A 13057-nucleotide genomic window follows, 5' to 3' on the forward strand; every position below is an offset into this window, starting at 1 on the left:
TCCCGATGAGGAAAAGGACGAGGATCAGGACGAAAACGAGACCGCACCCTTCCCCGAGGGCTGAATTCTGTTGCGTCGTGGCCGGGGTCGCCGGACGCGGAGGTGCGCGGCCCGGAGCCTGTGGCCGGCGCCCCGACGCCCTGTCGATCCTAACCGGTTTCCTGAAAATCTACCTCCTCCCCGGACCGCGATTCCCCCGACGATCCCAACGCCAGACTGCAGGACAGATTCATTCTGGGCAACAAGTCGCTGTGTGGATTGAAATAAGCGGTCGAGCCGATAGTCTGTGGCTCGACGAGCCTGCGGGAAAGGAATCGTCCGCAGCCGGGGGGGAAAGGACTTGGTAGACGAAGACGTGCGGCCGCGCTGGGTCCGCGACCTGACGCGTTTTCTGCCCCTCAAGAGCCAGTTCGTGCTGACAGGCAACGTCCGCGACCTGCAGATCCGGGACGTCGGCGGCACGGCGGTGGCGGCTAGCCTTTCGGACGTGCTCGCCGCCACGCTGAGCGAAGCCGGCTACGCCGATGTCGTGCGCTACGATCCCATCGCCGGTTTCACGGTGCTGCCGAGACCGGACGGATCGCAAGGCGACGCCGATGGGGTCCTGACCAGGCTTGGCCTCACGCCCTCGAACGGCAGGGCCTCGGCTGGACCCGACCTGTTCGGGACGACGCTCGAGAGCCTCGTCGGGCTGGATGGTCCGCCGGTCGCACTCGTCGCCGACTTCGCTTCCCGGCTCGTCGTCCGCAACGACGCCCTCACGCCTCAGGAGCAGGCACTCTTCACCCGTGCATTGGTGCTCAGCCAGTCAGCAGAGCCGCGTCCGGCGGGACCGGACCGCGCGCCGCGTTACAACTGCGTGGTCTGGATCGCCGAGCGCGAGGGCGATCTCCCGGACTGGCTGACCATAGACAATCCCCGGTTGCGACACATCCCTGTCGCGCCGCCCGACCGCGCGGCTCGGGGAGCGGTCGCACCTTCGCTGGTGAGGGGCATGCCCGGTGCCCGCGCGGCCGGTCAGGAGGTCGTAGAGGCCGCCGTCGCCGACCTGGTCGACGCCACCGAGGGGATGCTCCTGGTCGACCTAAGCGCGGTCGCGCAGCTTGCGCGGACCGAGGGTGTCGGGGTGCAGGACGTCGCGGAGGCCGTCCGCCGCTATAAGGTCGGTGTCACGGAGGACGCGTGGCGCAAGATCAAGCGGGGTCGGATCCGGGACGGCGCCCACATCATCAAGCGCCGCGTCGTCGGTCAGGACCACGCCGTCGTGCACATGCTGGACATCGTGAAGCGGGCGGCCACGGGCATCGGCGGCGGTCGCCGCGGCGGCCGCCCGCGCGGCATCGCCTTCCTTGCCGGACCGACCGGGGTCGGCAAGACGGAGCTCGCGAAGACGGTCACGGAACTGCTGTTCGGCGACGAAAGCGCATACATCCGCTTCGACATGTCCGAGTTCAGCGCGGAGCACGCCGATCAGCGGCTCATCGGCGCACCTCCCGGCTACGTCGGCTACGACGCGGGCGGCGAACTCACCAACGCCGTGCGGGAGCGCCCCTTCTCGGTCGTCCTGTTCGACGAGATCGAGAAGGCGCATCCGCGCATCCTCGACAAGTTCCTGCAGATCCTCGACGACGGGGTCCTGACGTCGGGACGTGGCGACAGGGTCTACTTTTCCGAGGCCCTGATCGTCTTCACCTCGAACCTCGGCATCTACTCCACCGCCGCCGACGGCAGTCGCCGCCCCAACGTGACGCCGGACCAGCCGTTCGAGGAGGTGCGCTCGCGCGTCCGCGCGGGGATCGGGAACCACTTCAAGCTGGTCCTGAACCGCCCCGAGATCCTCAACCGCTTCGGCGAGAACGTGATCGTGTTCGACTTCATCCGCCCGGCGGTGGCGGAGGAGATCTTCGCGTCGATGGTGCGTTCCGTGCTCGCCGACGCCGAGGCGTCCGGATACAGGGTGACGCTGTCGTCCGAGGCCTGGGACTCGCTCCGGCACATGTGCACCGCCGACCTCTCGAACGGCGGCCGCGGCATCCGCAACCAGATCGAGGCGCACCTGATCAACCCACTCGCCCGCACGCTGTTCGACCGCGAGGGCGATGCGCCGACGGTCGTGCGCCGGGTCGAGACCGGCGCGATCACGACGCTGGTCCTGGAGGACGCGTGACGAGCATATCCGTCTCCAGGCTGCACTTCCCCGTCACGACGCTCGGACCTGGGCGGCGCGTCGGGTTGTGGTTGCAGGGATGCTCCATCCGCTGCCCCGGCTGCATATCCGTCGACACGTGGGAGTCGGGGGTCGGCACCGTGCCTCTTGCCGAGCTCCTCGAGCGCTTGACCGCGCTCGCCGAGGGCGCAGACGGACTGACCGTGTCGGGAGGAGAGCCGTTCGATCAGTCTGACGCGTTGGCGGCCGCGCTCGCGCATTGGCGGTCGGTATCCGGCGCCCCGACGCTCGTCTTCACCGGCCGCGAGCTCAGCGACGTGGAGGGCTGGTTGTCGGGCAACCCGGGTCTGATTGATGCCCTCGTCACCGGGCCGTTCCGTTCCGACCTGCCGCAGACCCTCGCCTTGCGGGGCAGCGACAACCAGCTGATCCACGTGTTGACCCCGGAGGGGGCCACGATGCGGTCCTACGACCGCCCGGCCGTGGCCTCCGACCGCCGACTGGACGTCGCGTTCGACGAGCAGGGTCACGCCTGGCTGGCCGGCATCCCCGCACGGGGCGAGATGGCCCGGCTGCGACGGGTGCTGGCGTCGGCGGGGCATGCGTCCGTCACGTCCGACATGGTGGGAGCTCATCCGTGATCAGGTTCTGCCCCAACTGCCAGACCGAACGGTCGCCGAGCGAGACCTTCTGCGAAGGCGAGGTCGACGGCTCACCGTGCGACTGGCCGCTCTCCTCCCAGCCGCTCCGGCCGAAAGGCTGGCGCCCCGAGCAGCCAGGTTCGGCCGCACCCGTCGCGCCTTCCGCCCAGGTATGCGTCAACGGCCATGCGGTGGGCCCTGGCGACATCATGTGCGCCGAGTGCGGCGGTGACGTCGCGGCCTCGTTCGACCCCGCGGCACCCGGTGTCTCCGCGGAAGGGTCGGACGCGGATGCGGCCCACCCCGAGCCCGGCGCCGGACCGGCCACCGAGGGCGTCACGGAGACGATCGTCGCAGGCTGGCGGCTCATCAGGCAACTGCCGACCACCAGCCAGGTGCGTGAGCGCTATGAGGTCGTCCACGGCGAGGACGGTCGCGAGGCCGTGCTCACGCTCTACGCGAACGGGAGCGAGCCGGACACCGAGGTCTACGACGCGCTCCGCGCGCTGGACCGCGACCACGTGCCCGAGATCTATGAGACGGGGCGCTGGGAGGAGCGGGCCTACGAGGTATCCGAGGACCTGCGCGGCGGCACGTTCGCGGACCTCGGCGTGCTGGCCGACGACCACGCCACCATGTCGAGCATCCTGCGCGAGGTCGGCGGCGCGCTCGCCGCCCTCGGCGAATGCGGACTGCGCCACCGCGACCTGAGGCCCGGCGCGATCATGGTCCGGCAGCGCGAGCCGCTGGACCTCGTGCTGAGCGGCTTTGGCTCCGCCCGTCTGTCCGAATACGACCTGGACGTCGTCTCGCCCCTGGAGATCACCCGCTACACCGCCCCGGAGGCGGTCGCTGGGGGCGTGGCGGCCGCCAGCGACTGGTGGAGCCTCGGGATGCTCATCCTCGAGCAGGTCACCCGCGGCGAGTGCTTCGCCGGTGCCGACGACCAGACGTTCCTGATCACCGTCCTGACCAACGGCGCGCCTATCCCGAGAGGACTTGCACCCTCCGTCGATGCGCTGCTGCGAGGTCTGCTCTCGCTCGATCGGCATACGCGTTGGCAATGGGACGAGGTCCAGCGCTGGCTGTCGGGAGATATACCCGAAGCGCCGCCGACGGTTCGGCAGCTTGGCGGTTCCGACGGGGCTCGCTCGATCCGGCTCGCCGGGGCGAGGCACGCGAGCCCGGAGCGCTTCGCCCTCGCCGCCGCCGAGGCCGCTTCATGGGACGAGGCCCGTTCGATGCTGCTGGGCGGCGAGGTCGCGACCTGGCTCGAGGAGGCCGGCGAGCACGCCGGCCTGCGGACCGAGGTGCGCACGATCGCGGCGCTCGAGGGCGTTTCCGAGGACATGCGTCTCGCGCTCGCGCTGAAGGCGCTGAACCCTTCGATGCCCTTGGTCGTGCGCGGCGAGATCGTGACGCCCGGCTGGCTGCTCGATCATCCGGAGGAAGGCTATGCGCTCGTAACCGGGCCCGTCCCGGACCGGCTGGAGCGTGACGACGACGAGGTCTGGCTCGCGCGCCTCAAGCGGCGCGAGGCGCGCGTGCGGGAACGCGCGCGCCAGCTCGACGTGGAGCTCGACGAGGCGCAGCTGCGGGTCACGTCGCTGTCGACCTCGAAGAGCCGGCTGGCAGCGGTGTGGGATGAGCGGCGACGCATCCTGCCCGACACCGATCACTCTGGATTGCTGGCCCTGGTAGAGCGGCGAGTCACCGAGGAGGAGGACCTCATCCTCCTACTGAGCGCCGCGGCCACGCAGTTTCGGGCGGCTGACGCGATCGTCGACGAGGCTGAGGAGGCTGCCCGCCGGGCCGGCGTCGCCGAGTTCGACCGGGAGGCGGCGCTCACCCGAACCGCGACATCGAGGCGGGAGCTGCACGCCGAGATCGAGGCGCGACTGGAGGGTTTCGCGAGGTGCGGCCGCGACCGCATCGACGAATGGGGCGACCAGTTCCGGCTCGAACGCCGCCTGCCTCTCGCAAGGGCGCTCGCCCTGCTGGCGGTGCCCGCCGACGAATGGCGGCAGCCTCCGCGTCAGGCCTACGTCGCGACGCTCCTCGACTTCTACGCGCGGCGGATCACAGGCGCCATCATGCGGGGGCCGCTGACGCGGCTCATCGTCGGGAAGACGACCGCGCGCGTCGACCTCGTCGAGCTCGACAGCCCGAGACGCACCGCCGCGTCCCTTCTGGACCATGTGCTTCTGCGCAACGAACAGGCGATCGACGTGGACCCGCACGCGTTCGCCGAGGATCCTCGTGTCGAGCGACGTCTCCGCACTCTGCACGGGCACGCGACGCTGTATCGCCGGGACACGGGTATCGACGGGCTCTATCTCGGCTTCCCGTTTCTGGTGATCCAGGAGGCAAACCGCTCGACGCGGCCCCGCATCGCGCCGGTCCTGCTGTGGCCGGTGAAGCTGCATCCGGAGACCGGATCACGCGGCCGGGTGACCCTCACGTTCGACCGCGACCGCGAGGAGGTCCGCCTGAATCCGGCCTTCGAGACGCTGCTCGGTGTCGACGCCGCGCGGCGCTGGCGGGAGGTCGCGGACGAGGTCCTCGGCCGTTCGTCGGCGACCGCCGCCGAGGTGGTGGAGGCGTTCGCGGAGCTGGCCGAGGTGGCGGGACGGACGCTCGTCCCGCTGCCGTCGAAGGACCTGCGCGTGGCTGCGGGCGAGGACCGGGTCCACTGCTCCGCGGCGCTGTTCCACCTGGGCTTCATGGGTCAGGCCGTCATGGAGGACCTCCGTCAGCTGAAGGCCATGCCGCCGGCCGGGAGCAGCCTCGAGACGGCGTTCAGGGTGGGTGAGGAGATCCGCCGTGCCGAGGTGCCCGGGGCGCCCGAGCGGGAGCGCTACTTCACGGCCGACAGCGATCCTTCGCAGGAGGCCGCCGTGCTCGAGGCGCGGGCGGGACGCGGCCTCCTCGTCGAGGGGCCGCCTGGCACGGGCAAGAGCCAAACGATCGTGAACATGGTGGCGGACGCGATCGGCACCGGCCGGAGCCTGCTCGTGGTCTGCCAGAAGCAGGCCGCGCTTGAGGTCGTGCACAAGCGGCTCGAGGCAGCCGGGCTCGGCAACCGCATCATCATGGTCAACGACGTGAACAAGGACCGGGAGGCCGTCATCAGGGCCGTCCGGGAACAACTCGAGGAGATCTTCCAGCGACCCGGTGGCGCGACCGGATGGCGGCAGCAGCGCGAGCAGACCGCGGCGCGCATCGAGGCGCTGGAGCGCGACCTGGATGGTCAGCATCGTGCCCTGCACGCGGTGGACGATCAGACGGGCCTCTCATACCGGCTCGTGCTGGGTGACCTGATCGGCCTCGCCCGCGAGGGCAGGACGCCCGCGCTTCCTTCCCTCCGTCACACGCTGGCTCCACTTGATCCCGGCAGGCTTGCCGTGCTCCAGGAGGTCTGCGCGCCGACGGCGCGGCTTTGGCTCCCCGCGCGATACGAGGCCAGCCCGCTCGCCGACACGAAGCCCTTCGGCACGGATGACGGCAGCGTCGAGACGTTCGGGGAGGACATGCGCGCCTTCCACTTGGCTGAAATGGCGCGCGAGGAGATCCTGGAGCGGACGCCGGACGCGCTCGCGATCGACGATCCCGAACCGTATCGCGCGTGGTCCACGACGAATGGCAGGACGCTGCTCGACCTCGACGACGGAAAGCGGGAGCGCCTCGCGCGCTGGCTGGATCGGTTCGCCGGCGCGGCGAACCGCGACCCCGGGACCACGATGGCGCAATCCGAGATCGGTGAACTCGAGCGCGCGCTGCTCTCCGTCCCGACAGACGACGCGCCGGCCGACGCGGTGGAGGTGGCGCGGGCGATGGACGACGCGGAGCTGGCGGAATGGCTAATCGTCTCCGACCGCCTCCTGCGGCGGCCGACGCTGCTCGAGAGGCTGTCGCCCGGGCGCTGGGGGGCGGCTTGGCGGCGTCGCGGCCTGATGAAGCGCGAAGGGCTGACGGACCGGTCCGCACTGGGAGCGGCGCTTCATCGGGAGACCATCCTTCGGCCGCTCCGCTCACGGCTGATCGCGGTGACGTCCGAGGTCGGCGAGCCGTCTGGTCAGCTGGCACCGCTGCGAGTTCCCGAACTCCTGATGCACACCCGCGCGCTCGGGAAGGAGCTCGCCGCGGCGGAGGCGCTCGTCGCGCGGATCGAGGCCTATCCCGAGCCGCGCACGGCCACCGCGATGGCGCGGACGGCCACCCGCGGCGCGGTCGAGGATCTGATCGAGGGCATAGACCAGAGTCTCGCGCGGCATGCCGCCCGCGTCGTCTCGCGGGCGGCCCTGGAGCGCGTGCGGCCCTGGATGCAGGACGAGTGGATCGAGTCGCGGCAAGCGGCCATCGGGGCGAATGCGCCTGGTAGCGCCGCAGTTGAACCGGTCCTCGAGGAGCTTCCCGCCACCGCCGCATACCAGCGCTTCCGCGCGAGGGTGCCGCAGCTTGGCGAGGAGGCGATGGCCGTCTTCGCCCAGCTGGCGAGGATCCGTGACAAGCTGGAGGATCTCCCGCGCGCCGAGCTCGAGCCGACGGTTCGCCGCATCATGGGCGTGGAGGCGCGGCTGGCGTGGAAGGCGCGCATGGAGGCTGCCGATCCGACCCTCATGCTTGAGGCCGACGAGCTCGACGCCAAGGCCGCCTCGCTGAAGACGGCCGACAGGGAGATGCGTGGCCTCAACCGCCGGCTGCTGGTCGACGGACTGGATGCGAGCCGCCTCCGGCCGCTGCGGGAATGGGAGGACATCACCAGGCTCCGCGGCGTCCGCGCGCGCCGGCTCCGCGAGTTCGTGGAGAAGGGCGCCGACCTCGGACTGATGCGGCTGCGACCCGTCTGGCTGGTCAACCCGGACGTCGCGAGCCGCCTGCTCCCGCTCCGGAAGGCCCTTTTCGACACCGTCATCTTCGACGAGGCTTCGCAGATGCCCGTCGAGTATGCGCTGCCGACGCTCTACCGCAGCGGCGCTATGGTCGTGAGCGGCGACGAGAAGCAGATGCCGCCGACCGCCTTCTTCTCCAGCCGGGTGGAGAGCGACGAGGCCGAGGTCTTCGAAGGGCAGGCGGCCGAGGAGGACGTGCCCGAGGATCAGCGAGAGGCCGTCGAGGAGACCTGGAACCGCCGCGAGATCAAGGACTGCCCCGACCTCCTGCAACTGGCCAAGACGGTTCTGCCGTCGACGACCCTGCAGATCCACTATCGCTCCGCCTACCGCGAGCTGATCCAGTTCTCGAATGCCTCCTTCTACGTGAACCGGCTCAGCGTCCCGGCGCGGCACCCGGCCGACGAGATCCGGCGTAAGCGGCCGGTCGAGATGATCCGCGTGGACGGGACCTACGTCGACCAGACCAATCCGGAGGAGGCTGAGCGCGTCGCAGACGTCCTGCGGGACATCTGGGCGCAGGCCGGAGCCACCCCGCCGACGATCGGCGTGGTCACGTTCAACCGGAAGCAGGCGGACCTGATCGAGGAGGTGCTCGAGGAGCGTGCGGAACACGACGCGGCATTCCGCACGGCGCTCACCCGCGAGCGCGAGCGCGTCGAGGGTGGCGAGGACATGGGGCTCTTCGTCAAGAACGTCGAGAACGTGCAGGGCGACGAGCGCGACGTGATCGTCTTCTCCTCCACCTTCGGGCGTAATGCACAGGGGACGTTCCGGCGCTCCTTCGGAGTATTGGGGCAGACCGGTGGGGAGCGGCGGCTCAACGTCGCCGTCACGCGTGCCCGTCAGAAGGTCGTCCTCGTCACCTCGATGCCGATCCCGCTAATTTCCGACCTGCTCTCGACACGGCGGCAGGCGGCCAGCCCGCGCGACTTCCTCCAGGCGTATTTCGAGTATGCGCGTGCGCTGTCCGACGGCGACCTGGACGCCGCCGAGGCGTTGCTCTCGCGCCTGACGCCCGAGCAGCGCCGCCAGCGCGGGCGTGACGCAGGCGATGACGGGCTCGAGGCGGCGGTGGCCGACGAGATCCGCTCGCTCGGCTGGGAACCCGCGTCGGTGGGCGACGACGGCGCGTTCGGCCTCGATTTCGCGATCGAGGATCCGCGCACCGGCCTCTACGGGATCGGCATCGAGTGCGACGCGCCTAGACATCCTCTGCTCGAGAGCGCGCGTGCCCGCGAGATGTGGCGGCCGGACGTGCTCCGGCGCTCGATCCCGTCGATCCACCGCGTGTCCTCGCACCGCTGGTTCCACGAGCCCGAGCTGGAGCGCGAGCGACTCCGCAGGGCGGTCATCTCGGCGATGGGGGTTCTGGCGTGAGCGGACCGAAGGTCGTGCGCATCGTGACGCGCGAGGAGATCCTGGCGATCTGCCATGGCCAGCTGGCCCGGGTCGACGCCGCGCTCGCCGAGTGGACCCGGATCGGCCGGAGGAACGACTGCATCGACGACGAGGCGCTGGCGACCGCGAACCGCCGCCGGGACGCATTGGCCGCGCTGATCGCATCCGACCGCTTCATGGACCTGCAGAAGCAGGCGCCGGTCGAGGAGGAGTTCCTGCGCGCGGACATGCAGCGCAGGCTCGCCGCCGTCGCCGCCGAGCAGGCCGCCGCCCGGTCGAGGGAGCGGCGCGGCCGCGAGGCGGCGGCGACCCTCCTGCGGCGTTTGCGGGAGGTCGGCTCTCCGCTGGACCCTGGGCTCGTGGCTGCGCTGGAGCGGGGCGACGCCGAGGCGCTCGCGAAGGGCTTCGAGATCCTCGCGGACGCTTCCGCCAGGCCGGGCGCTGCCTCCGGTCTCGCTTCCAGCCTCAGGGAGGGCGCCCCGTCGGCGACCCTCGCGGATTGGCTTGCCGCCCAGCCTCGGACGCCTGGCGACCCCGCGGTCGAGAGGATCGCCGCGAGGCTCGACGAGCTCTACGCGTTGGACGGCTTCGACACGAGCGGCCACCGTGCGCGGCTCGACGAGGCGGCAGACGCGGCGCCGTCCCGCCGTAACCTGCTCATCGACGGGCTCGAAGTGGAGACGGGTCGCAGCCTCACCGATGCGCGCAAGCGCGCATCGCTCCGCACCGATCTCGTCCTTGCGCGCGCGGAACTGGCCGCCGCCGGAGGCACGCCTTCGGATGGGCCATCGGACGCGATGGGCGCGTCCGCGCTTGAGGCCGAGATCGCGTCGACGCGTGCGGCGATCAAGAGCCTGCGGCTCGGGCGGGCTGCCGCCGCGCGTCGGGCGGCCGTGCTCGAAGGCCTGGCGGGGCTCGGCTACGAGGTGGCCGAAGGCATGTCGACCTCGCTCGCGGATGAGGGACGCCTCGTCCTTCGGAGCGCCGCTCGGCCGGACTACGGGGTCGAGGTCAGCGCGGTCGCCGGGGCGGAGCGCATGCAGATGCGGCCCGTGGCGTTCGAGGCGGGAGGCGTCGGCCCGGATCCTGCTCGCGATCGCGACGCCGAGACGATCTGGTGCGGCAACGTCTCGACGCTGCAGGACGCGCTGGCTGCGGCGGGCGGCGGCCTGGTCATCGAACGCGCGCTGCCGGTCGGAGCGACCCCGCTGAAAAGGATCGCGGTCGAACGCTCCGTCGCCAGCGGCACTGCGGCGGAAGCGCCGGCACTCAGGGAGCGGACGCTCCGCTGACCATCAGCGTGCAGGTCGCCATCCGGCGGCCGCGGCCTCGATGGCGCTGCAGAACGACCTCTCGCCCTTGAGGGGGCTGATAAGGACTGCGGCATAGTTCCGGGAGCCCGGCAGGTGGTAGATCCGCGACCCCCTGGAGTTCAGGTTGCCCTTTACGGCGCATCGGGTATCGTGAGCCGAGTGGAGTGCCAAGGCCTCCCGCCGAGCCCGTCGGTATCCGTCGGGAGGTTGGAAGCCGAGTGCCCAGATGCCCCGCCGCGCCGCGCGGGCGAGCTGCTCCGCGCCCACGTAGTCGAGCGAGTATTTCCGGTAGGCGGTCGCGCAGCCGGCCTCGGCGATTGATCGGCCGACGTCCGAACCCTCCACGTTGCATCGGGCGACCAACCGTCCGTATCTATCCGTGTCAACGCGAGTGCACCGCAGGAGGCGACCCTGAACCCGTGACCTGAGCCACCGCGCCGCGAGCTGTCCGCATGCCACCTTTGGCGCCTCGGCGCCGCACATCTGCGACAACTCGGGCGCATCCACTCCGAAGAGCCGCACGCGCTCGCCGCCGACGTGCCGCGTGTCGCCGTCCACCACTACCGCCGGTCCGCTGAAGGCGACTTGAGCGGCCAGGGCGAAAGAAATCCAAGACCACGGCGCCCCCTCTGGCCGGGATAGGCCAGTTCCCTATAAGTGTAGGAAGGGGGACGGAAGTCCAAGGGGGGGAAGATGGTCACATCGCGGCAGTTCGCACGGGGCATGGTGCGCACCATGCGCGCGATGGACCGCGCGGCGAAGCAGGCCGAGCGCCAGCGCATAGCGAGGCAGAACGCGTTGAACCGCGCCGCGATGCTAAACGCGTCCGCGCAGGCGGTCGCGGAATATGACGAGATGGTCGAGGCGCTCACCGGTGGTCACCGGATCACATGCGGCAAGCGTGATTGGCTCACCGCGGCGACGGCGCCCGACGAGCCCTATCCGGCCCGGCGCGACGACGAGCAGCTGGCTGCGCGGGCGAGGCTCGACGGCTACGTGCCGGGGCTTCTCGACAAGATCCTTCGGCGCGGCGAGAAGGTGATGGCTCGGCTCGCGGACGACATTGATGCCGCGAGGAGGCGCGACGACGATCTGCACGCGCGTGCCGCGGAGGCGGTCGCGTCGCGGAACGCGCGAACCGCTGTGGCGCGCAAGGTCGTGGAGCGTGACCCGGACGCCTTGGTCGCCGCACTCGAGCAGCACAGCGCTCTCGGCCGGCTCCCGTTCTCTTTCGAAGGCGTCGACACGATTTTCCTGGATGGACGTGTCATCGCCGTCGTCGACGGTCTCGGGAGCGACGACGGTTGATGAGGATGGCGCGGGGCCGATCACCGCGCGTTCAGCGCCACCTTGTAAGCGTCAAAGGCGCGGGCAAACTCACCTGCCGCGTTAGAGTCGGAAAACTGATATTCCTCTTGGACGCCTCCGGGGCTCGTGAACAGCAACCGTCCATATTGGACTATCGGGATTTGGTAGTTGTCGCGGAAGCGTAGGTCGCGCGAGCCGTTTTTGTTCACCTTCGCCCATGTCTGCCCCACGACCGTCGCGTCGGGTGGCACCGCCTCATCCTCAATGAAGCGCACGGCGTGATATTGAAGATCCACCTCCCGAAGCTCAATCAGGGCGAACGCGCCGTCTGCGCGCGGCATGATCACGACGCCCGGATAGATCAGAATGTCCTCTCCATTGATGTTGCCGAACCGGATCGCGTGACCGGCAAACCGCACCAAGTCGGACGATGAGAAATCGATTTTAACAGGCTTTCGATCCAGCGTTCGGGTAGCTGCGGATCGCTCGCGCACCTGATCGGTGTCCCGATCAGAGGTGATATCCCAGATCGCCGTGCTTTGCCGCAGCGCTTCGAAGGTGCGGACCAACGCACCATACGCACGCTGCGCAGCGTCGCTCGTTTCGAAGCTCACATCAATGTGCGTGAGGCCCTGCCACTCTGTGAGCCGCTGAACCTCGCTTGCCGTTTCCGGCACAGAGCTCTCGAGCTCGGCAATCCGCCGCTTCATGAACCACCGAAACCAACTCCGCTGTCGCCGCTCCAGTTCGGCCGACTCGGACTGATACGTGGCGTGCGCCTCCACCAAATCTTGATCGACTTCTATCCGCTGCGACCGTGCCTTGGCGATCAGGTCCCGCAGTTCGACCAAGCTGTGGCTGGTAAGCTGTTCAACCGACGCGCTGTTGATCTCCCGCATCGGCTGCACGGGGGCATAGGACGGAGCGTACCCCGGTGGCGGCGTGGCCGCGTGTGGTGTCGGCGAACCGGTGAAGTGATTCGCGGTAAAAGATAGACCGGAGCCGGGGATGCCGATCGTGCTGCGGACGCCATGAGCCCCGACATTCACCGTCGCACCATTTACGCCGAAGCTGGCAGTGATTCCGCTACCGGACAGGTTGAGCCGAACGCCCGGAAACACCTCAAACGATTGCCTGAACCGCAGCCCCATGTCGTCTATCCCCCCTATACGGAAGCACTATATATCCAAACCTGCTACGGGGAAGAGTTGGCGTGTCCGTCGTCAGAACATTCGGCACAACTCGCGGCGTAGATTAGCGGAGTGCGGACCTCGTCAGGGGTTGATGTTAGGCGGCGAACTTGCGGTGCTGCAAGCGCCGATGTTCGATGGTCTG

The 13057-nt window shown here is 69.6% G+C and carries 7 protein-coding genes; 5 read left to right on the plus strand and 2 right to left on the minus strand.

The features are described from left to right. Positions 1 to 355 precede the first annotated feature (355 nt). From MHZ35_RS18145 to MHZ35_RS09195, 4 genes are read left to right on the plus strand one after another with little or no spacing between them, the layout of a single operon-like run. A complete protein-coding gene (locus tag MHZ35_RS18145; protein WP_239435327.1) occupies positions 356 to 2167 on the plus strand; it encodes an AAA family ATPase in 1812 nt (603 codons plus the stop codon). Further along, a complete protein-coding gene (locus tag MHZ35_RS09185) occupies positions 2164 to 2808 on the plus strand; it encodes a 4Fe-4S cluster-binding domain-containing protein (protein WP_239435328.1) in 645 nt (214 codons plus the stop codon). The genes MHZ35_RS18145 and MHZ35_RS09185 overlap by 4 nt, the downstream gene beginning before the upstream one ends. Then, positions 2805 to 9080 carry an AAA domain-containing protein gene (locus MHZ35_RS09190; protein ID WP_239435329.1) on the plus strand — a complete coding sequence of 2092 codons (6276 nt, stop codon included), beginning with the start codon at positions 2805 to 2807 and terminating at the stop codon, positions 9078 to 9080. Before MHZ35_RS09185 ends, MHZ35_RS09190 begins: the two co-directional genes overlap by 4 nt. After that, positions 9077 to 10393 (plus strand): hypothetical protein, encoded by a 1317-nt coding sequence (locus MHZ35_RS09195; RefSeq protein ID WP_239435330.1) that lies wholly within the window; start codon positions 9077 to 9079, stop codon positions 10391 to 10393. The genes MHZ35_RS09190 and MHZ35_RS09195 overlap by 4 nt, the downstream gene beginning before the upstream one ends. A gap of 3 nt (positions 10394 to 10396) precedes the next feature. Here the strand turns inward: MHZ35_RS09195 and MHZ35_RS18190 are convergent, their stop codons facing one another. After that, positions 10397 to 10975 carry a thermonuclease family protein gene (locus tag MHZ35_RS18190; RefSeq protein WP_446741039.1) on the minus strand — a complete coding sequence of 193 codons (579 nt, stop codon included), beginning with the start codon at positions 10973 to 10975 and terminating at the stop codon, positions 10397 to 10399. A 162-nt stretch (positions 10976 to 11137) separates the two neighbouring features. On the opposite strand from MHZ35_RS18190, the gene MHZ35_RS09200 reads away from it, so the two are divergent. After that, a complete protein-coding gene (locus MHZ35_RS09200; protein WP_239435331.1) occupies positions 11138 to 11722 on the plus strand; it encodes a hypothetical protein in 585 nt (194 codons plus the stop codon). 20 nt (positions 11723 to 11742) lie between these two features. Here MHZ35_RS09200 and MHZ35_RS09205 read toward each other — a convergent pair whose 3' ends face one another. Beyond that, positions 11743 to 12873: a DUF4236 domain-containing protein gene (locus MHZ35_RS09205; RefSeq protein ID WP_239435332.1), complete on the minus strand. Its 1131-nt coding sequence runs from the start codon at positions 12871 to 12873 to the stop codon at positions 11743 to 11745. Positions 12874 to 13057: the final 184 nt, after the last annotated feature.

This window comes from Sphingomonas sp. ACRSK (assembly GCF_022346685.1).
In the GTDB taxonomy this organism is placed as follows: Bacteria; Pseudomonadota; Alphaproteobacteria; order Sphingomonadales; family Sphingomonadaceae; genus Sphingomonas; species Sphingomonas molluscorum.